The organism is Streptomyces sp. NBC_00353, assembly GCF_036108815.1.
Taxonomy (GTDB): Bacteria; Actinomycetota; Actinomycetes; order Streptomycetales; family Streptomycetaceae; genus Streptomyces.
Genome location: NZ_CP107985.1, coordinates 9,542,179 through 9,566,635 on the forward strand (window position 1 = coordinate 9,542,179; position 24,457 = coordinate 9,566,635).

The window sequence follows — 24,457 nt, forward strand, 5'->3', positions numbered from 1 at the left end:
TTCGCGGGCCTGGGGGGTGGGCCGGGCGAGGTGGGTGACGGCCTCGCGTTGCTGCGCATCGTGGGCGATGTGCAGCAGCTGGGCGAAGGACGGCCGGGTGAAGTCGTGCGCAGTGAGCCGGCCCTGCCATGCGCTGTCGCCGACGGCGGCGTCCCGGGGACGGATGATTGTGCGCGGGACTTCTTTCAGCGTTCCGTGAGGTAGCCGGGGACGGTGATCGACGGGTCGAGATCGTCGGCGGGCACAGGCTCCCCGTAGGTACGCGTCACGGGCAGCACGCCCGTCCAGTGGGGGAGGGCGAGGTCGTCGGGGTCGTCGTTGGGGTCACCGGTGCGCACCTTGGCGGAGACCTCGTGGAGGTCGAGGGCGACGACGGCGGTGGCGGCCAGTTCCTTGACGTTCGCGGGGCGGGAGTCTGCGGCGCGGCCGGGCACGATGTGGTCGATCAGGGCGTCCAGGGCGGCCGAGCGTTCGACGGGGTCGGTGACCTGGCGGGCGACGCCGTGCACGACCACGCAGCGGTAGTTGATCGCGTGATGGATGGCGGACCGGGCCAGCACGAGCCCGTCCACGTGCGTGACGGTCAGGCACACCGCGAGCCCGGTGTCCTCGCCGGCGCCGCGCAGCGGCCGGGAGCCGGCGGAGCCGTGCACGTAGAGCCGTTCCCCGACGCGGGCGTACAGGGTCGGCAGCACGACCGGGGCACCGTCACGGACGAAACCGAGGTGGCAGAGGTAGTCCGCGTCGAGAATCGCGTGCACCAGCTCACGGTCGTACGAGGCGTGCCTGCGGATGCGGGTCGGGACGGTGCGGTCCGTAGCGGCGTACGCATCGCTGACGGAGGGCGGGGAAGATATAGCGCAATCCTTTTGAACTAGTGCATACTGGATGTTTGTGATAGGAGAATACACGTTTGCTGGACGTGGCGCGGCGGAGATCGCGGCGAGCATCGAGCAGGCCATCGGACAGGGCACGCTTGCGCCAGGCACCGCGCTGCCACCGCTGCGGGAGCTCGCCACCGAACTCGGCGTCAACCCCAACACCGTCGCCGCCGCCTACCGCCTGCTGCGCGACCGCGGCGTCATCGAGACCGCGGGCCGGCGCGGCAGCCGCGTGCGGCCACGCCCCGCCACCACCGCGCACGACGAGATCCGCCTGGAGGTGCCGCCCGGAACACGGGACCTCTCCGCCGGCAACCCGGACACCGCGCTGCTACCCCCACTCGGCGAGGCACTGGCCGAGGCCGCCGCCCGGCACGCGCGACAGCCCATGCTGTACGGCCACGCCCCGGTCGATGACGAGCTCGGCCGCCTGGCCCGCGCCGCCTTCGACGCCGACGGCGTCCCCGACGGCCCGGTCGGACTCACCTCCGGATCGCTCGACGCCATGGAGCGCGCGCTCCTTGCCCACCTGCGCCCCGGCGACGCGGTGGCGGTGGAGGACCCGGGCTGGGGCAGCCTCTTCGACCTCGTCCCCGCCCTCGGACTGCGGCCGATCCCGGTCGGCGTCGACGACGACGGCCCCCTGCCCCACGACGTGGAGCGGGCGCTTGGGCAGGGCGCACGAGCACTGATCGTCACCGACCGCGGCCAGAACCCCACCGGCGCCACGATCTCGGCCACCCGCGCCCGCGACCTGCGCGCCATCCTCACCGGCCACCCACAGGTCCTCGTCATCGACGACGACCACGTGCACGGACTCACCGAACTGCCGCTCCACCCGCTCGCCGGCAGCACACAACACTGGATGCTCGTCCGCTCGACAGCCAAGGCCTACGGCCCCGACCTGCGCCTGGCCGCCCTCACCGGCGACCCCCTCACCGTCGACCGGGTCCGCGGCCGCTACCGCCTCGGCCCCGGCTGGGTCAGCCACCTGATCCAGCACACCGTGACCCACCTGTGGCGCACCGACGCCGTGGACATCGCGGCGGTGTCCGCCGCCTACGCCGCGCGGCGCGACGGTCTCGTGCGGGCCCTGGCCGACCGAGGCGTCACGGCCTACGGCCGCAGCAGCATGAACGTCTGGGTGCCCGTCCCCGACGAGACCGGGGCGGTGACCCGGCTGCTGCAGGCCGGCTGGGCGGTCGCACCCGGCGCGCGCTTCCGGCTCTCCTCGCCGCCCGGCATCCGTATCACCATCTCGCCTCTCACCGTGGACGAGGTGCCGACCCTGGCCGACGCCGTCGCCGCCGCGATCCGCCCACACCGCACCGGACGCTTCGGCTGACGGACGACACAACTGGGGAACCACTGCATGGCGTCGCGGCGCACAGGACAGCCCCGGGCAAACGGAGCGAAGGCAGTGGCACACGCACATGAATTCAATGCAGGTGCACGACGCCCAGTGATCACCAAGACCGCTGCTTGCGTCCACACTCCTGCGGCAGCGTCTGTGCATCAGTCATGTGACTGAGAACCCTCGGTGCACTTTCGACACGCCATCGCCGCGGACACTGAAACCACTGCCGCCGATCGCACGCCGATGTCGTTGCCCCGGCCGCCCTGGCTGACCGTAAGCACCCGCGGCCGGGCACACTGCCCGGTTGCCCCTGCCCCGACGAGCGCGGCTCCGCCACCAAGGGCGATCTCATACGAGATACGCCCCTGCGCACCCTGCCCCCTGCGCTCTGTGGCTCCTGATTCAGGGCTGATTCCGCTTCCCTTCGACAAGGGCAGCCACACTGGCGTCCCAGTCGACCTGGCAGAACTCCGTGCCAGGATGAACCAGATCGAAGGTCTCCATCAGCCATTCCTCCAGCTGCCCTCGATCCATCTCGAGAAGGCATGACCGGCCATGTCCCTCCAGCCTCATGCACACCACACGGCGTCCGTGGACGACCGACGGCCACAACCGTACGTCCCCCATGCCGCTCGGTTCCTCGGTGCCGTCGAAGAGCAGGTCACGCGAGACTGTCCACGTGACCACACCGCCCCCCGGCGAGCGCAGTTCCAACAGCACGACAAGAGGGTCCGCCTCGGTGTAATGAAGTTCTGCCTTGAGTGGGAGACGGATCGACGGCCAAAGAACCCTGTTGATACTCAGGCGCAGCGAGCGCATGCAGTGGTCAGACCGGTCGCGAGCCGAAAGGCCTTGCTTCTTGAGTGGCATGGGGCGGCGCCCCTTTCAGGATGCGGGAGTGTTCCATCTACCTTGACCGCCAGGGCCCGTCCTGGGCATCAGTCAGCTGACTGAAGACCGTGTCCTATGGACTGAGGTGGGCGACGGCTGGGCATGCGAGGAACGCCTGAGCCCTGACCACAGACTTGATTCCGAAGTGATCGCTCCGGAGTCTTTTGCTCAGGGCATGGGATGGCCGCCGGTCTGCCCGGCTTCTCCGCTTGATCGCAGCCCCCGGGTCCTCTCGGACAGGCCGCGGGCCAAGGCGCTGGTCACGGTTGCACGGGTGCCAACTCCAAGGCCGGCGCTCGGGCCGGTATGGATGAGGCACGGGCAGAGCGGGCCAGGGGACAGGGTGGCGCAGGCGCTGCAAGCGTTCATGGCGTCGGAGCTGTGGGCCGAAGACGGGCCTGCCTTCGCGGATGTCACAGCGCAACCGCGCCGATGCCACCCCTACGAGAAGGCCGCAACCATCTACGTGGCCGGACTGCACATCGTAGGCGTCTTGCTCCGGTCTGCCCGCTGACCCAAACGACATCACCTAAGACGATGTCTCAGTTGGCGCGATCGATTGGTGACCGGCAGGATGCACCGGCATGGCAGACCCCGAGCTTCAGCGCGTCAACGACATTGCCCTCACTGCGGTGCAGGCCCTGCTAGGGCTGATCTCATCCGATGTGGTAGCGGTAGCGATTGCGGCCGAGGAGGAAAGAGTGCTGCTCTCCTTCTGGGTACGTCGCCATACCGCCGAGATCGACGAAGACATCGCCGATGCGATTGGCGACCTGGAGGCGTTTCTCTATCCAGAGATTCCGCTGATCGAGCCGCGCGTCATGGTGGGTGTGCCGGACGCGGCCAACATGCAGCCTCACGAGCGCATGATCTATTGGGCCAAGTCCTAGTCCTGCACCGCTCTGCGGTAGCAGATGAGGGTGCAGGCGATGCCGACGAAGGCGAGGAAGTGCTCGGCCTTGCGTTCGTAGCGTCGGTGCAGGCGGCGGCAGCCGTTCAGCCAGGACATCGTGCGCTCGACCACCCAGCGGTGCCGACCCAGGCGGCCGGACGGTTCGATGTCGCGGCGGGCGATGCGTGGCACGATCTGCCGACGGCGCAGCCATCCTCGCAGGTGGTCGAAGTCGTAGCCCTTGTCGGCGTGGAGTTTGGCCGGGGCGGCGGCGCCGGGGTCCATAGCGGGAACGGATCGGCGGGATGCCGCGCGTCAGCAGGATCAGGGCCTGGCTGTCGTGGAGGTTAGCGCCGGAGATACCCACCGAGATCGGCAGCCCGTTGCGGTCACAGATGACGTGTATCTTCGATCCGAGCTTGCCGCGATCGGTCGGATTCGGTCCGGTCAGGGGCCCCCTTTGACCGCCCGGACACTGGCCGAGTCGATCGCGCAGCGCGACCAGTCCAGCTCGCCGTTCGCGCCGAGCCGGTCGAGGACCACACGGTGCAGCTTGGCCCAGACCCGGGCCATGGACCAGTCGGTGAAGCGACGGTGGACCGTCTGCCAGGAGGCCCCGAAGACCGATGGCACTTGCCGCCAGGTGCAGCCTGAAGTAGCGACGAAGATGATCGCGGCCAGCACCGCGCGATCATCGCACCTCCGGCGGCCTCCGCCTTGGGGGCGTACCAGAGGCTCCGGCGCCACGTCCTGGAAGATCTCCCACAGCCCGTCCGGCACCAGGCGCACAACTATGTCCATGCCCGGAGCAACGAGCGATCGCCAATCAAGACACCGTCTAAGTCGCATGACTGGCCGCGACACCAGCGAGATGCTGCGTCAAGTTACCGAGGAAGAACGGCACCACCCCGTGCGGAATCTAGGTCACATTCCGGATTACCGAGGCGGCATCCCACGCCCAATATTGGAACTGCGCCGGAAAGCGGGATCGGGTAACCCGACCCTGCACCGGCGGGGAGACGCGTCGCGGATACGTCTGCGAACTCGGTGTTGAATCCCGTCTTCTCCTGCAACTAACTAGACATCAAGGAGACCACCATGTCTGTTACCTCTGACCAGCATGCGATCCGTCCGTTCACGTTCGAGTTCCCCGAGGCGGACCTCAAGGACCTGCGGACGCGCATCGAGGCCACGCGCTGGCCGGAGAGGGAGACCGTCGTCGATCAGTCGCAGGGGACCCAGCTGGCCACGATGCAGAAGCTGGCGCGGTACTGGGCGAAGGAGTACGACTGGCGCAAGGTCGAGGCGAAGCTGAACTCCTACCCGCAGTTCATCACCGAGATCGACGGGCTGGACATCCACTTCGTCCACGTCCGTTCCAAGCACGAGAACGCGCTGCCGGTGATCGTGACGCACGGCTGGCCGGGCTCGGTCATCGAGCAGCTGAAGATCATCGAGCCGCTCACCAACCCCACCGCCCACGGCGGGAAGGCCTCGGACGCCTTCCACGTGATCATTCCGTCGATGCCCGGTTACGGGTTTTCCGGCAAGCCTTCGGAGAAGGGCTGGGGCCCGGAGCGCATCGCCCGTGCGTGGGGTGAGCTGATGAAGCGCCTGGGCTACACCAAGTATGTGGCGCAGGGCGGCGACTGGGGTGCGATCGTCACCGACCTGATGGGTGCGCAGGAGCCCGAGGGTCTGGTGGGCATCCACACCAACATGCCCAAGGTGATCCCGGCCGGCATCGATGCCGCGCTCGCCAAGGGTGACCCGCTGCCCGAGGGTCTGTCGCTCTCCGACGAGGAGAAGGCGGCCGTCGAGCAGCTGGGCTTCACCTACCGGCACGTCTACTACGCATACATGATGGGGGACCGCCCTCAGTCGCTGACCGGGCTGGCGGATTCCCCGGTCGGTCTGGCGGCGTTCATGCTCGACCACGACGCGAAGAGCCTGGCCATGATCTCCCGGTCCTTCGACGGGGTGACCGAGGGCCTGTCCCGGGACGACGTCCTGGACAACATCACGCTGTTCTGGCTGACCAACACGGCGATCTCCGCGGCCCGTCTGTATGCGGAGAACACGACCTCGTTCTTCGGTATCAACAACGTCAAGCTCCCGGTCGCGGTCAGCGCCTTCCCCGACGAGCTCTACCAGGCCCCCAAGAGCTGGACCGAGCAGGCCTACCCCAACCTCGTCCACTACAACCGGCTTCCCAAGGGCGGTCACTTCGCCGCCTGGGAGCAGCCGGAGTACTTCGTGAACGAGGTCCGCACCGGTTTCCGCCCCATGCGCTGACCGGTCACCCTGCGCCATACACAAGGGCCGTAGCCCGGCGGGGCGGCCAGGCGGCTCGACACCGGGGCTATTCTGCGCGGCCACCTTGTGCGCCGCGTCCACGAGCGCCCCAAGCTGCCTACTCCTGAACACTCGGGTACTGGGCCGACCTCATACGGCCCCCTCGAACGGCGGGTCCCGCAACACCCCCGGCTGCGGTCCCGTCCCATGCCTCAGGGCGTGAGACCGCAGCGCGGGACCCGCTTTCCCATGCACTCGCACCTTTCGTACGTACAGATGAGATACCCAAGACAAGGCAGGCAAGGCGTGCCGCCTGCGACAAATACACCTGAACAAACCGATCGCCATTGTCCGTGCGACGCCCAAACGACATCCGGCAGGCTCCGTGAAGCTCCCCGGACGCTTGACACGGTCCGCTGCGACGGATGGCCGCGACCCTCCTTGATGTGGTCATGGGTACAGACGGCGGTGACGTGGGGGTACGGGCCAACAGTCTGGGCCTTCGTGCCCGGCTGTCCGCCGCCGAAATACTGCCGGCAGCAGACCGCAGGAGTACGAACCGGCCAGACGCATGGGTCGCCCGGAAGTACCTCAGCCCAGACGTTTCCGCCCCGTCACCCTGGACGGGCACCGGCCTGTATGCATGTGTTCCTGAACATGGAAGAAGGATGAACAAGTTATGAGCGAACTCGAGAAAGCATGGCTCGCCGGCGGCTGCTTCTGGGGCATGCAGGAACTGCTCCGGACGCTCCCCGGTGTCGTGAATACCCGGGTGGGATACAGCGGCGGCGACATGCCCCGTCCGACCTATGACGACCACGGAAACCACGCAGAGTCGATCGAGATCACCTTCGACCCTGCCGTCACCGACTACCGCACCATCCTGGAGTACTTCTTCCAGATCCACGACCCGACGACGAAGAACCGGCAGGGGAACGACTTCGGTGCCAGCTATCGCTCCGTCATCTTCTACCTCGACGGCGAGCAGCGGCGCGTCGCGGAGGACACCATCGCCGATGTCGAGGCGTCTGGCCTGTGGCCGGGAAATGTCGTGACTGAAGTCGTGCCGGCCGACGCATTCTGGGAAGCCGAGCCGGAGCATCAGGACTACCTGACGCGCTATCCGGCCGGGTACACCTGCCACTTTCCGCGACCGAACTGGCAGCTGCCGAAGAGGGCCGACGCCTGATCCTGCCGCTTCGTCGGCCAGGGCCAAAACGTCAGCACCGCAGCGCGTTTGAGGCGGGCGTCCGCACAAAGGGATTACCTGGGTGGCGGGTCCGCCCGCCTCCAGCCGACGTGGCTGTCCTCCCCGACGCATTGGCGAGCACGTAGGGGCCCATGGACAAGCTGGTCCCACCAGGTCGAGGGCTAGTTCCTCTTCGAAGTTGTCTCGTGCCGCGGCGAAGGGCCAGGAGTGCGCGCTGTCCCAGGCATGCGGCGACGGCCTTACCCAGACGATGAAGACAGATCCCGCCACGCACCTCCTCCTTGACGGGCGACTGACACTGTCGGCACCCACGTCACAGGGCAGGGATGAAAGCCGTTTCGAGGCATCCCGCAGCGCCGGTACTCGGATCCCGGATCCCTATCGGAACCAGGGATGCGACCACAGAGGAACGAGTGAAATGAAGAGCAGCAATCCCGTCTTCTCGCGACGGGTGTTCAACCGCAACAACAGGGGCTTCAACGAACAGAAGCCGCACACCGATGACTCCGCCGCGATTATCAACCCCTACGCGCAGGACACGCCCAGCCTCACTCAGACAGCACAGAACGCGGACACTCCGCCTGACACCCATCTCGCTGCTGCGCAGCAGGTATCCGGCACTGCGATGACCATCGACGACGTCGTGGCCCGCACAGCCATGACACTCGGCACGGTCGTGTCCTCCGCCGTCCTTGCGTGGGTACTGCTGCCTGTCGATGAGACCAACCTGAGCAGGTCGTACGGCATAGCGGTCGGAGTCGCCCTACTGGCCTTCGGCCTGTCGCTCATCCAAACATTCAAGGCCAAGCCGGTCCCGGCACTGATTCTGGCTTACGCGGCTCTCGAAGGCATCTTCCTCGGAGTCATCTCCAGCACGGCCAGCACCTACACCAGCCCCGGTGTGGTGATTCAGGCGGTGCTCGGCACGATGGCGGTCTTCGCCGGCGTGCTGATCGCGTACAAGATGCGTTGGATCCGCGTCACTCGACGCTTCTACGGTTTCGTGACGGCCGCTGCGATGGGCTTCTTGCTGCTTACCGTCGCCAACTTGCTGTTCTCCGCTTTCGCTGGTGGTGACGGCCTGGGCTTCCGCAGCGGTGGCCTCGGCATCCTCTTCGGCATCATCGGGATCATCCTCGGCGCGTGCTTCCTGGCCCTGGACTTCAAGCAGGTCGAGGACGGTATTGCCCACGGTGCGCCACGCGAGGAGTCCTGGCTGGCGGCATTCGGACTCACACTGACCCTGGTGTGGATCTACCTCGAGGCGCTGCAACTGCTCTTGCTCCTGAACGGCGGCGACGAGCGCACCTGAGAAGCCGGTGCTCGATCAATCACGGTGAGCACCGATTCCGATAGGACTCCAGGGCGATGATCGCCTCGCCGGTGGGCGTTCTGAAGGCTCCGCCAGGTCGGCTGTCGCACACTCGCGAACGCGCCCACAGTCACATGACCGATGCGCAGACGCTCTTGGGAAAGTTGAATTGCACGCAGTCCCGCGCTACACGGTTGCGGCCAGCCCTTGACAATCAATGGGCGTTTACCTGCGGTGATTTCCGTGCCCTGCGCGCGGTACCCTCACCAGCCAAGGAATACGATGCCTGACTACGTCCCACCCCCGAGGGAACCGGTTCTGGAACCGGCCGCTCGCGAGCTCGCCGAGGCGACCGCGCCACCGCCGCTCCCGTCCGATCCAGGACCCGTGCAGGGCCGCACCGCGCTGGAGAAGGCGCAGTCCGGAGCGCACGACAAGCCGGAGATGGACGACCGCTGGGTCGCGGTCTCCGGCGGACCGAACGGCAGCGTCGCGGTGCGCATCCTGCGCCCCAAGGGAGTCGCCGACACACTGCCCGCCACGTTGTACATCCACGGCCCTGGCTGGGCCTTCGGCAATGCCGACACACGCGACCGGCTGGCGCGTGAGCTGGCAGTAGGCGCGCGAACCGCATTGGTCTTCCCCGAATACACGCTGGCCCCCGAAGCGGGCTACCCCGTCGCGCTGGAGGAGTGCTACGCGGTGGCCCGGTGGCTGACCAGCAAGGGCGCCGAACACGGCATCGACCCCGAACGGCTGGCCGTCGCCGGCGACTCAGCAGGCGGCAACATAGCCGCGGCCCTGACACTGCTGGCCAAGGAACGCGGGGACGTCTCGTTCATCCAGCAGGTGCTGTTCTACCCCATCACCGACGCGAGCTTCGATACCCGCTCCTACCACCGGTTCGCCGAGGGCTACTTGCTGCGCCGCGACGCCATGCAACGGTTCTGGGACCAGTACACGACCGACGAGGCGCACCGCGCAGAGATCACCGCCAGTCCGCTGCGGGCCACCGAGGACCAGCTCACCGGTCTGCCCCCGGCGCTCGTCATCACCGCGGAGGCCGACATCGTGCGGGACGAAGGTGAGGCCTACGCGGCAAAGCTCCGCGCTGCGGGAGTGCCGGTCACCGCGACCCGGTACAGCGGGACCACACACGACTTCGTCACGCTCGACGCACTGGCGTCCACGCACGCAGCCCGCGCAGCAACTGCCCAGGCCATCGCCACGCTCAGGCAAGCCTTTGGCACGGACGTCTGACTGCGGGCACGGGAGCGATGGGCAACCGTGCCGATGGCCGGGTCGGCGGCCCGGCCTGCCGTCCACGACCCACCTGATGCGATGGCCTCAAGATCCGGCGATGTGATCCACCGTCGCCCACGAACCGGATCGGCCGGCATCAACTACTGCGCCCGGCAACTGTTGAGTTTCTGGCGGCCGGTCACGGCTGTGAGCGACAAGGTGACCGCCCAGACCCCGCGGGACGAACCGTTCGCCTCAGCGTGTGAGGGAGTCGGCATCCCCCATGACGATCACCGGGTGTCGCCCGGGATCGAGGGTGCGCAGGAGTTCTTTCATGTGCTCCCGTGTCAGGCTCACGCAGCCGTGCGTAGGCCCGTCGTGGTCGACGTGCAGCCAGATGCCACCACCTTTTGCGTTGCCGAGGGGGCGGGTCCAGTCGAGGGGGGATGTTCCGGGTTTGCGGTTGTAGTTGATCGCGATGACGTAGTCGAAGGAGCCGGCGAGCGGCTCGCCCTCCAAGCCCGGGCCGCCGATGGTGAAGCCTTGCGACCGGTCGTACGGCAGCTTGGTGCCGGGATCGGCCAGCAGCCCGCCGGCATCGGTGAGGGTGAACACGCCGATGGGCGAGTGGAGATCGCCGGCGTGGTGGTCGTCCGTCCAGCCCTTGAGGGCGTTGCGGGCCGGCCAGGTGGCTCCCGGTTCCCAGCCCGCGCTCGTGCGCCGGTAGAGCACTACCTGTGATGTCGACGAGTTCTTGTCCTCACCAGTGACCAGGACTACCTGCCGCGCGTTCTCGGGTATCTCGGCCAGCGTCCGGGGGCCCAGGCCGGACAACTGCGCAGGGGCGGATGCGGCGGATGCCTCGTTGCCCGCGGATGTCTGCCGGGGCATGGTCCTTGTCGTGCCGGCGGGTGCGGACGCGGCGGCAGATGCGTCGCCCGCAGGGACGGCCGCCGACCGGGCGTCGGAGGTCGTCCCTGCGCCCATGACCCCGCATCCGGCGAGCGTGACGGACAGAGTCAGGACGGCGGCGGGTATCCCCAGACGGTTCAGGCCCGGAGCTGTGAAGGTGGTCGCATGACGGTTCCCGAGCGGGGCCCGCAGAGGCCGTCGGAACACACGACTGGTTGATGAAGCCATGTCGTCAGCCTGGATGAGACATGTGAGGAACCGGTCAGCTCCGTCGCGCGAGGTCAGACGACGGGGCCGGACGAAGTCACACGAGAGGCAACGCGTTGCGGCACGGGTGCGCATCGGAGGCGACGCCGGGAGCAGAGCACTTCCGGTGTCCCTTCCCGAGGGCGGCCTGGGGTCCGGTCCACTCAGCGTGCGGAGCCCGCCTTCCACTGCTTCCATGGCATGTTCCAGCCGTTGAGGCCGTTGTCGGGGGCAATCGTCCGGTCGTTGGAGTTCTGCACCACGACCACGTCACCGACGAGGGAGTGGTTGTAGAACCAGGCGGCGTCCTGATCGGGGTCGCTGCCGCCCTGGGCGTCGTTCAGCCCTACGCAGCCGTGGCTGATGTTGGACCGGCCGAACACCGAGTCCTCGCCCCAGTAGTTGCCGTGGATGAACGTGCCCGAGGTGGACAGGCGCATGGCGTGCGGGACGTCGGGGATGTCGTACTGCCCGGCGAAACCCACCGTGGCCCCGTCCATCCGCGTGGTGATCAGCTTCTCCGATATCACCATCCGGCCGTTCCACGTGGGCGAGTTCTTGGCACCCGCCGTAATGGGCAGGGTCTTCAGGGCCTTGCCGTCTTGGACGACCGTCATTCGGTGCGCAGCGGCATCGACGGTGGAGACCTGACTGCGACCGACGGTGAACCGGACGGTCCTGTCCTGTTCGCCATAGGCGCCCTCGGCACCCTTGACACCGTCGAGGCGAATTCTGGCGGTGACGGTGGAGTGTGCCTTCCAGTACTGCTGCGGTCGGAAATCGAGGCGCTGCGCGCCGAACCAGTGGCCGACGACAGGCTGTCCGCTGCTGGAGGTGACCTCGATGGCGGACTCGACGGCCTTCTTGTCAGTGATCGCTTTGTCGAAGGTGAACGAGACCGGCATCCCCACACCGACTGTGGATCCGTTGTCCGGAGTGAACGTACCGGTGAATCGGTCGGTTCTGGCGAGGGTCTTGAAGGCGATCCTCTTCGTCTCCTCGCGTCCGTCGCCGTTGGCAGCCACCACGGTCAGCCGGTAGGCGGTGTCATGGGCCAGGGGCGCATCGGGTGCCCAGCTCCTCTTGTCCGGGGAGCTTTCCCCGCGCACGGCTCGGCCGTCCGCGGTGGCGAGGGACACCTTGGTGATAGTGCCCGCCCGGACCGTGACGCGGCCGCCGCGTCCGACGGAGACGTGCCTCTGCCCATCGACCGCGTTCAGGTGTATGCGCGGCGTGACGGTGACCCTGGCGGCCGCAGGTGACGCCTCCGCCGGGGCGCTCGCTTCTCCTGGCCCATTGCTGCATCCGGCCAGAAGACATGCCGAGATCGACAGGACAGCGAGGGCCGGGGCGGGGCGGGTGCGATGCATAGCGGTCTCCGTCATGCGCGTGGGGTGGCGTGAACCACCGAGTCGTGGGAAAGGGGGCCCGGGTTCGAGCCGCGGGTGTCGGCACTGTTCGGCGTGGCGGCCGAGCCGGGTGACAACCGCTCCCGTGGCCGCGGCCCGGCCACAGCTCTTCGGCGAGCCGTTGCCGCACACCCGACAGCTGCCCGGCGTGATGGCGGCGCGGAACGCGACCGAGGGCAGCGCCCAACCTGGCGTACGGATATCAGGAAGTTGTCAGGGTGTGGGAAAGCTCGCACAGCGGTCTGATGCCGGGTCCCGCGCGCATAGAGTCAGCGGAGTGTGCGCACATATTCTGGTGGCGGAAGACGATGAAATGCAGGCCGAGCTCATACGCCGGCTGCTGCTGCAGGAGGGTCACACCGCCGTCGTGGTCCACGATGGCCGGTCGGCGATCGACGAGGCCCGGAGCCGCAGACCCGACCTGGTCGTCCTGGACCTGATGCTTCCAGAGGTCGACGGTTTCGGCGTGTGCCGCACGCTGCACCAGGACGGGGACGTACCCGTCCTCATGCTCACCGCCCGCTCCACCGAGGACGACGTGCTGCTCGGTCTGGAACTCGGCGCGGACGACTACATGACCAAGCCGTACAGCCCACGAGAGCTGATGGCTCGCATACGTACCGTGCTGCGCCGCGTCGTCCGCCCTGCCGGGAACCCCCCTGTGCTGCGCGCGGGCTGCATCACCGTCGACCCCATACGGCACGTGGTGACCTGTGACGGCGCCCCCGTCACGTGCACCCCCGGCGAATTCGCCATCCTCCACGCCATGGCCGCAGAACCTGAGCGGGTCTTCTCACGCCGGCAACTGCTGCAGCACACTCAAGGCCACGACCGCGCCTCCACCGAACGTGCCATCGACGTGCACATCATGAACCTGCGCAAGAAGATCGAGACCGACGCGCGCAAGCCCGATCGACTACTGACGGTCTTCGGTGTCGGCTACAAACTTGCCAGCGGCCGGTATGACGCCTCCTAGTCCCGTCATCCCCTGGCGCAAGAGCCTGCTGGTCCGGCTTCTGCTGACTTCCGTGGCCATCGCCGTCCTCTCCGTGGGCGCCACAGCCTGGCTGGCGGTGCAGATCACCACACGCGCCGTCCAGGAGGAACGCGGCCAGGTGCTCTCCGACGACTCCACCATCCTCCGAAAGCTCAGCGGCTTCGCCGCGACCCACGCCGACTGGACAGGCGTGCAGACCACGGTGCGCACACTGTCACGCACCATGGACCGGCGGATCGCCTTGACGTCCGCGAACGGCCGTCCCATCGCCGACTCCGCCGCCCCAGGCACCGCCCTGCCCGTCCGTGCTTCGGCCGCCGTCGACCCGTTGAGCACCGACACCTACACCGAACCGGGTGCCCAACTCGTCGGCATCGACCCGCGGGTGGTGGGACCTTATCTGCTCCCCCGCGCGGAAAGGGAACAGGTGAAGGCGCTCGCCGAGAAGCGCCTGGCATGCATGCGGCGGTACGGAAGCAACGGCAGCATCGGACGGGTTCCCGGTGGCCGCACGGTGATCATCACCGACGGCGGGGAGGCATCCGTGCCGACGCAGTGCGCCGACGGAGCACTCAACGCGCCCACGCTCACCGAGAAGAGGGCGTTGTTTGTCCTCAGCGCCCTGACCGAAGCCTGCCTCGATCGCGAGCCGAAGCACGCAACCCTGAAGGGTAAAGCCGGGGCCCCTTTCACTCCCGGTCGCGTCAGTATCCCGGCGCACGGCAATGTCCGCTGGGTCGGTGGCAACCAGCAGACGCAGAGCTGCGTCGACAGCGCGACCCGCAAACAACTCGACCCGTACGTCGCCCCCAGAGCCAGCCTCTATCTGGGCAACCTGAGACAGCAACCGGCAGGTTTCGACCTCTCGCCCGCCAACAAGGCCAAGATCTTCGGCGTCACGGGGCTCGTTCTGGCCGTCACCGTCGCCATGACCACAGTCGTCGCGATCCGCCTCGTCCGTCCCCTGCGAGCGCTGACGGCCGCGGCCCAACAGCCACCGCAGCAGCACGCGCGCGTTGCCGTCACCACCAAGGACGAGACCGGATACCTGGCGGCGGCCTTCAACGATCTCACCGCTCGCCGCGAACAGATGGAATCCCAGCGCAAGGCCATGGTCAGCGACATCGCCCACGAGCTGCGGACCCCGCTGACCAATATTCGCGGCTGGCTGGAAGTCACCCGCGACGGGTTGCTCGACCCGGACCCGGGCCTCATTGCTTCGCTGCACGACGAGGCACTACTGCTGCAGCACATCATCGACGATCTGCAGGACCTCGCCGCCGTCGACGCCGGCACCCTGAGGCTGCATCGCGAGCCGGTTGGCGTGGACGAACTCGTCGCCCAGGTGGTAACGGCCCACAGCACCCGCGCCGAGGCCTCGGGCATCCGCCTGCTTACCCGCACCGACCCCGGCCTCTGGCTGGACGCCGACCCTGTGAGGATGCGCCAGGCTCTGGGCAATCTCGTCGCCAACGCGCTCCGGCACACGCCCACGGACGGCACGGTCACGGTCATCGCCCAGCCGGCCGGCGACCTTGCCGTCCTCACGGTGGAGGACACGGGCGACGGCATTGCCCCCGAGGACCTACCCCAAGTCTTCGAGCGTTTCTGGCGAGCCGAGAAGTCTCGCAGCAGACGCACCGGTGGCAGCGGACTGGGCCTGTCCATCGTCCGCCAGTTCGTCGAGGCGCACGGTGGAACCGTCACCGCCGACAGCGAGCCCGGCACCGGGGCGGTGTTCACCGTCCGCCTTCCCCGCAGACCGGATCCGGACAGTCCGTCGCAATGAAGTGCGTTGGACGTGCTCCTGCGCGGAGCCGCCACGAGCCCCCGGCCGCGATACGAGGAGCGTCGAGCTCGCCGAAGCGGACCGTATCGGTGCCGGCCGTCTTGCCGCCGGCGACAGCGCCGAAGCGGCCGCGGCAACGGCCTCCTGGCTCGGCTACCGGGTGCAGAAGTGGTCCGGGACTGATCTCGTGCTCCGGCCGCCCGGCAGCGGTCTCGGGCATGACGGCTCTGCACGGACGGGCCGCCTCGCTGGTCGCGGCGGCTCAAGATCGAGACCGGGAGCGCGGGCCTGTGGATGGAGTCCGGGGCCGGGCGAGGAGAAATCTGCTCCGGGCTGTCCTCCGACAATGAAGTCGGACCGTTTGTCATCGAAGTCGGACCGGCTGTGATGGGCGGGTCAGGCTCCGGAGAGTTCTGATCGAGATGGCCGAGGCCAAGGGCTGGGTCCGAGGACTACGTGTTGTCCTCGGTATCCGCCGGCTTCGGCAGCAGGCTGTGCATCAGCGCGCAGTCGTGCGGGCCCTCCAGGCCCTTGATGGCTCGGGTGACGGCTTCGGCCAGCGCGCCGGAGGCTTCTCGGAGGAGCTGCCGTGCCTTGTCGGTGAGCGTCACCTGGACGCCCCGCCGGTCGCCGCAGGCGGTACTGCGGGTGATCAGTCCGGCGTGCTGGAGGCAGGCGACCTGGTAGGTGAGCCGGGTCTTGGGGCGGCCGAGACGTTCGGCGATCTGCGTCATGCGCAGGCCGGTGGCGGGCCCGTCGGCCAGGAGGCACAGCACGAGGAACTCGTCGTGGGAGACCCCGAGCGTCTCCTTCACGCGGGAACGCAGCTGCTGCTCGATCGCGCCGGCCGCGGCCAGCAGCCCCATCCAGGCCCGCAGTTCGGGCGGCAGCAACGCGGACTCGCCGGTCGCGTCACGTCCGGGCAGGTCGTCGGGGACGGGGAGGGTGGCCATGGTGCCCCAGTCTACCTGTTGTTCAAATTTGGAGTATCGGCTAGCCTCCAGTCATCCAAATTTGGATGACTGGAGCGGAGGCATCGCGCCCCGCCTCCGTTCCACTCACCTCAGGCATCCCATCAGGAGGACCGCATGTCCATGGCAGTCGAAACCGGCACCTGGCAGCTCGACCCCGCCCGTTCCACAGTCGGCGTCCGGCACAAGACGATGTGGGGCATGGTCACCGTGAAGGGCACCTTCACCGGTCTCACGGGTGGGGGTGAGGTCGGCCCCGACGGTTCCGCCAGCGGTTCGATCACCCTGGATGCCACCTCCCTGGACACCAAGAACGCCAAGCGCGACACGCACCTGCGGTCCGCCGACTTCTTCGACGCGGACCGGTACCCCGAGCTCACCTTCGCCGTGCGCAGCGCGGCTCCCGGGGACGACAAGACGGTCCAGGTCGCCGGTCAGCTGACCGCGCGGGGCATCAGCCGTCCACAGTCCTTCACCGCGCACCTCACCGAGGCGAGCGCCGACGCGGTCACACTCACGACGGAGTTCACCGTGGACCGGGAACAGTTCAGCATGGGCTGGAACCAGCTGGGCATGATCCGCGGCCTCACCACCGTCACCGCATCCCTCCGCTTCGTCCGCGCGACGTCCTGAGAGGGTCCCGCCTGGCCGAGGCACTGCTGTCGGCGTATCAAGTTGGCAGCCAGGTTGGCGTGCTGCATCGGCGTGTCATGTCGGCGGGCCGAGGATGCGCGAGGACGCGGCCGCCCGTCGGCCAGGGGCGTGATTCACCCGGTGACGGTGCCGTTCCCACTGGACCCCACGCCTGCGGAGCACCCCGGTGGTCGGGCGCCACCGGGACGCGGGCTGGGCAGCCGAAACCGTCCCGCCCGGGCAGGGGGACCGTCATGTCCGGGTCGGCGGGGAACCACCCTGCCGCGTTCTGGTCAGACCGTGCCGTCGGCACGAACCCGAGCGGACCCGCACACAGGTGCAGCTCGCCCTGACCGGCCCCCGCTCGAGGCACGTGGGGCTCCGAACTGGCCTCGGTCATGGAGGCTTTGGGCATCAGACTCCTCCGGAGCCTGATCCTCGCGCACCACCCCGGAGAGAGGGATCCGCTCGGCCTCGTCGAAGTAGGAGCCCTCCTTGGCGATGGGCTGGTCCAGGTATCGCTTGAGTAGGCCGATCGCGTCCATCACCGGCCGGTAGGCCGTGTTGCACTTCAGCTCCAACGCGTTCAGCAGCGGGCGGTGTTTCCGCCGTGTCCGATGTGCGCTACGTCTCATCCGCGGGCCGTTACACCGGATGGGCGGCTGGTGTCTCCATGCCGAGTCCACAACGCGAGGAGACATGATGAACGGGAACGTCGAGGTGGTCGTCGTCGGCGGCGGGTACGGGGGCGTGACGGCGGCCAACAGCCTGGCTCGGCGCGACGGCGTGTCGGTGACCCTGGTCAATCCGCGTCCCGACTTCGTCGAGCGGATCCGCCTGCACCAGCTCGTGACCGGCTCCGATGACGCGGTCGAGGGCTTCGGTGAGGTTCTGGGCGGGAACGTCCGGCTGGTGGTCGACACCGCGACCCTGATCGACGCTGCCGAGCGCCGGGTGTCGCTGGCGGGCGGTGGCACGGTCTCATACGACTACCTCGTCTACGCGGTGGGCAGCGGCGCCTCCGATCCCGGCGTACCCGGAGCGGCGGAGTTCGCTCATTCGGTGTCGGACCTCGAGGGGGCGGAACGACTGCGGTCGGCGCTGGCCGCGACGCCCGCGTCGGCTCCGGTGACCGTGGTCGGGGCCGGCCCGACCGGCCTGGAGACCGCCGCCGAGCTGGCGGAACTGGGCCGCAAAGTCACCCTGGTCTGCGGTGACGTGCTCGGCCCCTCGCTACATGCCCAGGGCCGCCGCCCGGTCGCCCGCCGACTCGCCAAGCTGGGTGTGACCGTCCTCGAAGGTCCCCGTGCACGGGTGACGGAAGTGACCCGCGACGGCGTACAGCTCGACGACGGCCGCGAGCTGCCCAGCGCTGTGACGATCTGGACCGCGGGATTCCGTGTCCCGGACCTGGCCGCCCGCAGCGGGCTGCGCACCGACGCCGAGGGCCGGCTGGTCACCGACGCGACGCTGACCAGCGTGGACGACGTGCGCATCGTCGCCGCTGGGGACGCGGCGGTGATGACGGACCGGCCGTTCCGGATGAGCTGCCAGGCCGCCGTGCAGCTGGGCCCGGGGGCCGCCGCCACGATCCTGCGCCGGATCGCGGGGAAAACACCCGCTCCCGTCCGGATGTTGTTCGCCGGGCAGTGCCTCAGCCTCGGCCGAAACGAGGGCGTCACCCAGTTCTCCTACCTGAACGACAGGGTGAACGCGCTCCACGTCAGCGGGCGGCTCGGTGCCGGCGTCAAGGAGATCGCCTGCCGGTTCACCCTCAATCAGTTGGTGTCCGGGGCACGCAAGGCCAGTTCCCGCGCATCCCACGGCGACAGCACCGACCGCCCGGAATCGCCTCAGTCGCAACACCGCACGACGCCGTCCAGCACCCGACGCGCGGCCTAGCCGCCAACCTCGGGCCGGACTGACCGGTCCGGCCCGAGGAGGACCGAGCCGGAGTGACAAGCACACAACGTCTCGTATGCCGTGGCCGGGCGCCGGGGCGCCATTCCCACCAGCCCGCCCCACGCGGCCTGATCAGTGGGGAGGCAGCTGCCGACAACCCCGTCATCAGACCGGGTACATGTTCCACGGTCTGCTTCCGGCCCATGGGGCCGACCACGAGAGAGCGAAGCGCACGACATGAACGACCACGTCACCGACCCCGCGACGGAGGCCTTCGTCGCCCACCGCGACCTGCTGTTCACCGTCGCCTACGAGATGCTCGGATCGGCGGCGGACGCCGAGGACGTGCTCCAGGAGGTCTGGCTGCGGTGGGTCAAGGTCGACCTGGCGCAGGTGCGGGACCAGCGCGCCTACCTGGTACGGATCACGACCCGGCAAGCACTCAACCGGCTGCGCACCCTCAAACGGCGCAAGGAGGCCTACGTCGGCCCCTGGCTGCCCGAGCCACTGCTCACCGCGCCTGACGTGGCCGAGGACGTCGAACTGTCCGAGAACCTGTCGCTGGCACTCATGTTCATCCTCGAAATCCTCTCACCGACCGAACGCGCCGTTTTCGTGCTGCGCGAGGTCTTCGACATCGGCTACGACGACATCGCGGCCGCGATCGACAAGAGCCCCGCCGCCACACGCCAGATCGCCTACCGCGCCCGCCGGCACGTCGACGCCCGCCGGCCGCGCACACCGGTTTCCCCGGAAGAAGCCCGGGCAGCGTTGAATTCGTTCCAGTCCGCGCTCGTGACCGGGGACCTGCAGGGGCTGCTCGACGTACTCGCCCCGGACGTTGTTTTCGTCAGCGACGGCGGCGGCCTCAGGCTGGCGGCCCTGCGGCCGGTCGTCGGCGCCGACAAGGTGCTCCGTTACATGGCCGGAAGTCTCGGCAAGGCCGGCGGCACCTTCACCAGTGAGCCCACGACGGTCAACGGCAACCCCGGGCTCATCCTGCGCCTGGACGGTGTGATCGACGGCGTGCTGGCCTTCGGCGTGGAGAACGCCCGCGTCACCGGCCTCTACTACGTCCGCAACCCCGAAAAGCTCACCCGCGTGGAGTCCGAAACCCCCCTCACCTCCCGCTGACCGTCTCCCCGCGGCACGGCCGACCGAGGTGCGCGGTAGCGCGGGCGACACGATGAATTGAGGCGTTGTCACTTGTTGGGTGCGCAGGTCCGTGACGGCGCGTTGGGTGTGGCGGAGGCTGGGCTTCGGGTCAGTGTTCAGGCCGTGGTGGAGCGGCCGGCGACGCCGGTGATCCGGTCCCGGATGGCGAAGCGGATGATCATCTCGGCTCGGTAGCCGGAGGCGCGCATCCCACGAGCCGCAGGGGCCCACCCGGCCCCGGAGCCGGACAGCCCTTTGCCGGTCGGTCTCAGCCGAGAGGGGCCGGGGGCTCGCCGTCCAGCAGGGCCCGGCCGAGTGGAGTGAGGCTGTGCAGGACCGCGATGCCGATCCGGGTCGTGCGCACCAGCCCCGCGTTGCGCAGCACGGTGGCGTGCTGGCTGGCCGCGGCCAGGGAGACGCCGACGCGTTCGGCGAGCGCGGTGGTCGTCGCCGGATCGCGCACACCGGCGAGGACCGCGGCGCGGGTCCGTCCGAGCAGCGGCCCGAGCACCTCGGGCGGGCCGGCCGGCGCGTCGGGGAGATGCATCGGGTAGGCGAGCACGGTCGACTCCTCGGGCCGGTACATGATCATGGGGCCCGTCGCGAACCAGGACGGCATGAGCAGCAGTCCCCGGCCGCACAGCGGGATGTCGTACGAGGAGCGCGACGGCAGGTGCAGGGTCGGCGGGTCCCAGAGCCAGGTAGGGCTGAGAGTGGTCAGCAGGGCGTCGACGCCCCCGCGCAGCAGCATCTCGGCCCGTAGGGCGCGATCGGCCGTGGCGTCGTTGCGGACCTGCGGCCACAGCGGAGCGATGGACGAGGTGTAGTACCGCCGCAGATCGTCCATCAGAGTGTGTCGGGCGGCGGCCGACCCGGCGGCGAGTTCCCGCGACCACCGGCTGGGCGCCACCGGGCCACCGTCGCGCCCGGGCGAGCCCGCGATCCGCAGATCCTTGACGAGCAGCTCGGACGGCGTCCGTCCGGCCAGGTCGACAGCGGTGGCGAAGTCCCCGGCGGACGGCTGCAGCAGGAAGTCCGGCAGGTAGCCGTCGCGTGGCACCAGGTCGAGGAGCACCCCGGCGCGTTCGGCCAGGCTGCCGTTCACCCGGCGTCGCCACTGGTCGACGGCGGGCCGCGCGCGGCCCTGGGCGGTCGTTCCGGTGCGCAGGCCGCGGACGCTGAGGGCCGCCTCGAACAGGGCGTTGGGTGCCGGGGCGAGGGTGACCCGGCGCAGGTCGGCGGCGTCGAGGTGTAAGCGAATCACGTCGACCGATTATCGTCTGGGCGAAGCCTTTCGCCCAGACGTGAAAGGCCATGCGACCGCGGGGCACCCTGGGCAGGCTCTCGAGCGTCCCCGTACGGCGGGGCCCGCCCATGTACCCGGAGGTCGCAACGATGCCTGGCACCAACCGTCTTCTGTGCCTCGGCGCCTCGGTCCTGCTGGCCGGCCTGGCAGCCCAGCCCGCCCCGGCCGTCGCGCACGATCTGCCGCGCACCTATGTAGTCTCACGGTCCCCGGGGGTCCTGCCCGAGGGGATCGCGATCGACCGCGACGGCACGATGTACGTGTCCTCCGACGGCACCGGCGCGCTGTACCGGGGGACCGTCCGCGACCCGCGCCTGCGTCCCTTCCGCGCGGACGGCGTCGAGGACCGTACGAGCACCCTGGGGGTGCACACCGACGCCCGGGGGCGGGTCTTCTCGGTGGGAGGCGCCGAGCTGACCGTCCACGACCGCCGCGGGCGCCTGCTGGCCACGCGTACCGCGCAGAGCGGACCGCTCGGCGCGTCCGACCTCAACGACCTTGTGATCACCGAGGACGCCGTCTACGTCACGGACTGGGCCAATCCCGTCGTGCACCGCGCCGAGATCCACGGCGGCGAACTCGGGCCCTTGGAGCCCTGGCTGGACGTCCGCTCCGCCTTCCCGCAGTTCCCGGCGCAGTTCTGGCTGCTCAACGGCATCGTGGCGGACCGGTCGGGGCGAACTCTGCTGGTGGCCTCCAACGGGACGGAGGCCGTGTGGCGGGTCGACGTCGCCACCCGGGAGGTCGGTCAACTGGATCTGGACGGGGCGTCCTTCGGTGCCGACGGCATGCTGCTGCGCGGGCGGACGTTGTACGCGGTGCTCAACTACGGCGCCCCGAGCGGGGTCTACGTCGCCACGCTCGACGAGGAGCTGCGCACCGGATCGGTGACCCACCGGATCACGGGCGAGCCGTTCGACCTGCCCACCACGCTGGCCCGCCATGGCTGCCGGCTCTACGTGGTGAACAGCCAGAACGACGACCCCCCGGGGGAGCCCCCGTACACCGTGAGCGCGATCGACGACCCGGCCTGCGACCGTCCCTAGCCTGTTCGTCAGCTCCCGGCCACCGGTCGAAGGCTGAGGAAGTGGACCTGGTCCGCACGTACTGTGTTCGGCTCATGCCTTCGACGAACTCGATGGGGGAGAGCCGGACCATGGCTGCCCCTTTCCGAGGCTGCCCAGCTGCTGAAGCGCAGGTGACAACTGGCCGGAAAACCCGGCGTAGGTGTCATCTAGTGCCGCCTCAGGCAACGTTTGCCCTGTCGACGACGGCTTGTAGGTGCTGGTCGTCGGCATGGCGGTTTCGCCAGATGATGTAGCGGCGGATCATGCTGCCCTGTTCCTTGTGGTCGGCGTGGTCCGTGCCGTCCAGAGTGAAGTAGCGCAGGGCCGTGAACTGGGCCTCGATGCGGTTGAGCCAGGAGGAGTTGGTCGGTGTGTAGGCGATCTCGACGTTGTTCGCGGCAGCCCAGGTGCCGACCCGCTGGCACCTTTTCGTGGTCAGGTGCGGGGAGAAGTTGTCGGCCACGATCGCGATCCGGACGGTGTCCGGGTAGAGGCTGCGCAGGTAGCGGCAGAACTCCAGGAACTGGGTGCGCTTCTTGACCGGTTTGATGTGGCCGTAGAGCTTGTCCTTGGCCAGGTCCAGGGCGGCGAACAGGTGTCGCACCCCGCCGTAGCGGTTGTAGGTCGCTCGTCGCCGTCGGCGCGGTTCACGGTCGGGGTCCTTGTGTGTGCCGCCGCGCTCGGCCCACTGCCGGCCCGGGTGGGGCATCAGGTTGAGCGGCCCGAACTCGTCCATGCAGAAGATGACTTCGGGTTCGCCGTCCTCGGGTATAACCTCGCCGTCGGCGATGGCGTACAGGTGCTCGACCCGCGCTTTCTTGGCCGCGTAGTCCGGATCGCGTGAGGTCTTCCAGGTCTTCAGGCGTTGAAACGAGACGCCTTCCTCGCGGAGCAGGATGCGCAGGCCCTCGTGGCTGATGTCGTCGACCACCCCCTCGGCGACCAGGAAGTCCGCCAGCTTGGTCAGGCTCCAGGTCGAGAACGGCAGGTCGTGCTCGGTCGGCTTCGACTTCGCGATCTTCTTGATCTCACGGCGCTCCGGCAGCGTGAACGTCTTCGGCCGGCCACCGGAGTACTTCGGATACAGAGAGTCGAAGCCGTCGGCGTTGAAGTTGTGGATCACGTCCCGGACCCGGTCGTCGCTGGTGAACGACACCTCGGCGATCTTCGCCACCGGCATGCCCTGCGCGGACAGCAGCACCATCTGGGCCCGCCGCCAGGTCACCACCGACCCGGCGCCTCTGCGGATAATCCGCAGCAGTCGCCGCCCCTCATCATCATCGATCTCTCGGACACGCACTCGTTCTGGCACCCGGACAGAATGATGCCCACGCGCCGTCCACTACAGCACCCGGACGGCGCGTCACATCACAACAGGGCAAACGTTGCCTGATCCGGCACTAGCTCGACTTTCCAGTGCCAAGTGGCGCGAAAACGCAGCCTTCCCGCCCCGGTCACACTGCGGGAAGGCCGTGTACGGGACGTAAGGCACGAGCCCCGGTCGGTGTCCGGGCAGGCGGTAGCCCCGGTCCCTCCACGTCGCGGACGTGATGCGGCCCCGCCCGCAGGGGATCGCCCGGGCGGGTCCGCTCTACTTGGCAGCAGAACCTGGGAACCGCCGTCGAGCGGAGTGTGAGCCGCCACAACAACTGCTTGAAGACAGCAGTCGTCGGGACTGACGGCCTGCCGAGCGATGCCGTCGCCGACCGCGTGGATACCAAGGGAGGATGTCTCCGATCGAGGCCCGAACCGCGAACATCACGCGACCGTCAGTGCTCTGCTGGCCCAGGCGCACGGCATCCGTGAAATCGCCCGGGAACTACATATGGGCGGCAACACGCCGCACCGCCCGCGCAGCGAGCCCCGCAGAACTCCTGAGCGGTCGGCACCAGCCCCGGTTCAGGCAGCTCGACCCTGTACCGCACCCTCGCCGCGTACGACGAAGCCGTCGCCACGACAGCCGACCGCTGATCCAATTCTTGTCCGGCGA

At 68.6% G+C, this 24,457-nt stretch carries 19 protein-coding genes and 1 pseudogene; 12 read left to right on the forward strand and 8 right to left on the reverse strand.

Annotated features, from left to right (window positions below; genetic code table 11):
- Window positions 1-185: 185 nt before the first annotated feature.
- Window positions 186-857 (reverse strand): pyridoxamine 5'-phosphate oxidase family protein, encoded by a 672-nt coding sequence (locus OHA88_RS42925; protein ID WP_328629552.1) that lies wholly within the window; start codon window positions 855-857, stop codon window positions 186-188.
- 37 nt (window positions 858-894) lie between these two features.
- Here OHA88_RS42925 and OHA88_RS42930 point away from each other — a divergent pair, with 37 nt between their 5' ends.
- The gene (locus tag OHA88_RS42930; protein WP_328629551.1) at window positions 895-2,226 is read left to right on the forward strand and encodes an aminotransferase class I/II-fold pyridoxal phosphate-dependent enzyme; all 1,332 of its coding nucleotides are present in this window, start codon (window positions 895-897) and stop codon (window positions 2,224-2,226) included.
- 414 nt (window positions 2,227-2,640) lie between these two features.
- On the opposite strand, the gene OHA88_RS42935 is transcribed toward OHA88_RS42930, so the two are convergent.
- Complete coding sequence (locus OHA88_RS42935) at window positions 2,641-3,108, reverse strand: SsgA family sporulation/cell division regulator (RefSeq protein ID WP_328623848.1); 468 nt, start codon at window positions 3,106-3,108, stop codon at window positions 2,641-2,643.
- Window positions 3,109-3,713: 605 nt separating this feature from the next.
- Here OHA88_RS42935 and OHA88_RS42940 point away from each other — a divergent pair.
- Complete coding sequence (locus OHA88_RS42940) at window positions 3,714-4,019, forward strand: hypothetical protein (protein WP_328623847.1); 306 nt, start codon at window positions 3,714-3,716, stop codon at window positions 4,017-4,019.
- Here the strand turns inward: OHA88_RS42940 and OHA88_RS42945 are convergent.
- Window positions 4,016-4,822 (reverse strand): annotated as a pseudogene (locus tag OHA88_RS42945) (IS5 family transposase). The gene OHA88_RS42940 and the pseudogene OHA88_RS42945 overlap by 4 nt on opposite strands.
- Window positions 4,823-5,119: 297 nt before the next feature.
- Between OHA88_RS42945 and OHA88_RS42950 the strand changes: the two are divergent.
- From OHA88_RS42950 to OHA88_RS42965, 4 genes are all read left to right on the forward strand, one after another.
- Window positions 5,120-6,316 carry an epoxide hydrolase family protein gene (locus OHA88_RS42950; protein WP_328623846.1) on the forward strand — a complete coding sequence of 399 codons (1,197 nt, stop codon included), beginning with the start codon at window positions 5,120-5,122 and terminating at the stop codon, window positions 6,314-6,316.
- A 679-nt stretch (window positions 6,317-6,995) separates the two neighbouring features.
- On the forward strand, window positions 6,996-7,505 hold the full coding sequence (msrA, locus tag OHA88_RS42955; RefSeq protein WP_326624047.1) for a peptide-methionine (S)-S-oxide reductase MsrA: 510 nt from the start codon (window positions 6,996-6,998) through the stop codon (window positions 7,503-7,505).
- A gap of 439 nt (window positions 7,506-7,944) precedes the next feature.
- Window positions 7,945-8,838: a Bax inhibitor-1/YccA family protein gene (locus OHA88_RS42960; protein ID WP_328629550.1), complete on the forward strand. Its 894-nt coding sequence runs from the start codon at window positions 7,945-7,947 to the stop codon at window positions 8,836-8,838.
- A 282-nt stretch (window positions 8,839-9,120) separates the two neighbouring features.
- Entirely contained in the window at window positions 9,121-10,098 is a 978-nt protein-coding gene (locus OHA88_RS42965; protein ID WP_328623845.1) for an alpha/beta hydrolase, read from the forward strand.
- A gap of 237 nt (window positions 10,099-10,335) precedes the next feature.
- On the opposite strand, the gene OHA88_RS42970 is transcribed toward OHA88_RS42965, so the two are convergent.
- Together OHA88_RS42970 and OHA88_RS42975 are read right to left on the reverse strand one after the other, a co-directional pair.
- The gene (locus tag OHA88_RS42970; protein WP_328623844.1) at window positions 10,336-11,220 is read right to left on the reverse strand and encodes a L,D-transpeptidase family protein; all 885 of its coding nucleotides are present in this window, start codon (window positions 11,218-11,220) and stop codon (window positions 10,336-10,338) included.
- A 182-nt stretch (window positions 11,221-11,402) separates the two neighbouring features.
- Window positions 11,403-12,623, reverse strand: coding sequence for a L,D-transpeptidase (locus OHA88_RS42975; RefSeq protein ID WP_328623843.1), 1,221 nt, complete (start codon window positions 12,621-12,623; stop codon window positions 11,403-11,405).
- 301 nt (window positions 12,624-12,924) lie between these two features.
- Here OHA88_RS42975 and OHA88_RS42980 point away from each other — a divergent pair, with 301 nt between their 5' ends.
- Both OHA88_RS42980 and OHA88_RS42985 read left to right on the forward strand, forming a co-directional pair.
- The gene (locus OHA88_RS42980; RefSeq protein WP_326600964.1) at window positions 12,925-13,623 is read left to right on the forward strand and encodes a response regulator transcription factor; all 699 of its coding nucleotides are present in this window, start codon (window positions 12,925-12,927) and stop codon (window positions 13,621-13,623) included.
- Window positions 13,610-15,433 (forward strand): sensor histidine kinase, encoded by a 1,824-nt coding sequence (locus OHA88_RS42985; protein ID WP_328623842.1) that lies wholly within the window; start codon window positions 13,610-13,612, stop codon window positions 15,431-15,433. Before OHA88_RS42980 ends, OHA88_RS42985 begins: the two co-directional genes overlap by 14 nt.
- A 452-nt stretch (window positions 15,434-15,885) precedes the next feature.
- Here the strand turns inward: OHA88_RS42985 and OHA88_RS42990 are convergent, their stop codons facing one another.
- Window positions 15,886-16,386, reverse strand: coding sequence for a MarR family winged helix-turn-helix transcriptional regulator (locus OHA88_RS42990; RefSeq protein ID WP_328623841.1), 501 nt, complete (start codon window positions 16,384-16,386; stop codon window positions 15,886-15,888).
- A gap of 135 nt (window positions 16,387-16,521) precedes the next feature.
- Here OHA88_RS42990 and OHA88_RS42995 point away from each other — a divergent pair, with 135 nt between their 5' ends.
- The 3 genes from OHA88_RS42995 (at window position 16,522) to OHA88_RS43005 (ending at window position 20,073) form a co-directional block, all read left to right on the forward strand.
- Complete coding sequence (locus tag OHA88_RS42995) at window positions 16,522-17,037, forward strand: YceI family protein (protein ID WP_328623840.1); 516 nt, start codon at window positions 16,522-16,524, stop codon at window positions 17,035-17,037.
- Between the two features lie 702 nt (window positions 17,038-17,739).
- Window positions 17,740-18,939, forward strand: a complete 1,200-nt coding sequence (locus OHA88_RS43000; RefSeq protein WP_328629549.1) for an NAD(P)/FAD-dependent oxidoreductase — start codon at window positions 17,740-17,742, stop codon at window positions 18,937-18,939.
- Between the two features lie 237 nt (window positions 18,940-19,176).
- Window positions 19,177-20,073, forward strand: coding sequence for an RNA polymerase sigma-70 factor (locus OHA88_RS43005; protein ID WP_328623839.1), 897 nt, complete (start codon window positions 19,177-19,179; stop codon window positions 20,071-20,073).
- Window positions 20,074-20,362: 289 nt separating this feature from the next.
- Here OHA88_RS43005 and OHA88_RS43010 read toward each other — a convergent pair whose 3' ends face one another.
- Window positions 20,363-21,358, reverse strand: a complete 996-nt coding sequence (locus OHA88_RS43010; protein WP_328623838.1) for a winged helix-turn-helix domain-containing protein — start codon at window positions 21,356-21,358, stop codon at window positions 20,363-20,365.
- 131 nt (window positions 21,359-21,489) lie between these two features.
- On the opposite strand from OHA88_RS43010, the gene OHA88_RS43015 reads away from it, so the two are divergent.
- On the forward strand, window positions 21,490-22,446 hold the full coding sequence (locus OHA88_RS43015) for a hypothetical protein (protein ID WP_328623837.1): 957 nt from the start codon (window positions 21,490-21,492) through the stop codon (window positions 22,444-22,446).
- Window positions 22,447-22,645: 199 nt separating this feature from the next.
- Here the strand turns inward: OHA88_RS43015 and OHA88_RS43020 are convergent, their stop codons facing one another.
- Window positions 22,646-23,779 carry an IS630 family transposase gene (locus tag OHA88_RS43020; protein ID WP_328623695.1) on the reverse strand — a complete coding sequence of 378 codons (1,134 nt, stop codon included), beginning with the start codon at window positions 23,777-23,779 and terminating at the stop codon, window positions 22,646-22,648.
- Between the last annotated feature and the right edge of the window lie 678 nt (window positions 23,780-24,457).

Coding starts and splice junctions, on each gene's coding strand:
- OHA88_RS42935 (WP_328623848.1), bottom strand. CDS start 3,108: ATGCCACTCAAGAAGCAAGGCCTTTCGGCTCGCGACCGGTCTGACCAC.
- OHA88_RS42940 (WP_328623847.1), top strand. CDS start 3,714: ATGGCAGACCCCGAGCTTCAGCGCGTCAACGACATTGCCCTCACTGCG.
- OHA88_RS42950 (WP_328623846.1), top strand. CDS start 5,120: ATGTCTGTTACCTCTGACCAGCATGCGATCCGTCCGTTCACGTTCGAG.
- msrA (WP_326624047.1), top strand. CDS start 6,996: ATGAGCGAACTCGAGAAAGCATGGCTCGCCGGCGGCTGCTTCTGGGGC.
- OHA88_RS42960 (WP_328629550.1), top strand. CDS start 7,945: ATGAAGAGCAGCAATCCCGTCTTCTCGCGACGGGTGTTCAACCGCAAC.
- OHA88_RS42965 (WP_328623845.1), top strand. CDS start 9,121: ATGCCTGACTACGTCCCACCCCCGAGGGAACCGGTTCTGGAACCGGCC.
- OHA88_RS42970 (WP_328623844.1), bottom strand. CDS start 11,220: ATGGCTTCATCAACCAGTCGTGTGTTCCGACGGCCTCTGCGGGCCCCG.
- OHA88_RS42975 (WP_328623843.1), bottom strand. CDS start 12,623: ATGACGGAGACCGCTATGCATCGCACCCGCCCCGCCCCGGCCCTCGCT.
- OHA88_RS42985 (WP_328623842.1), top strand. CDS start 13,610: ATGACGCCTCCTAGTCCCGTCATCCCCTGGCGCAAGAGCCTGCTGGTC.
- OHA88_RS42990 (WP_328623841.1), bottom strand. CDS start 16,386: ATGGCCACCCTCCCCGTCCCCGACGACCTGCCCGGACGTGACGCGACC.
- OHA88_RS42995 (WP_328623840.1), top strand. CDS start 16,522: ATGTCCATGGCAGTCGAAACCGGCACCTGGCAGCTCGACCCCGCCCGT.
- OHA88_RS43000 (WP_328629549.1), top strand. CDS start 17,740: ATGAACGGGAACGTCGAGGTGGTCGTCGTCGGCGGCGGGTACGGGGGC.
- OHA88_RS43005 (WP_328623839.1), top strand. CDS start 19,177: ATGAACGACCACGTCACCGACCCCGCGACGGAGGCCTTCGTCGCCCAC.
- OHA88_RS43015 (WP_328623837.1), top strand. CDS start 21,490: ATGCCTGGCACCAACCGTCTTCTGTGCCTCGGCGCCTCGGTCCTGCTG.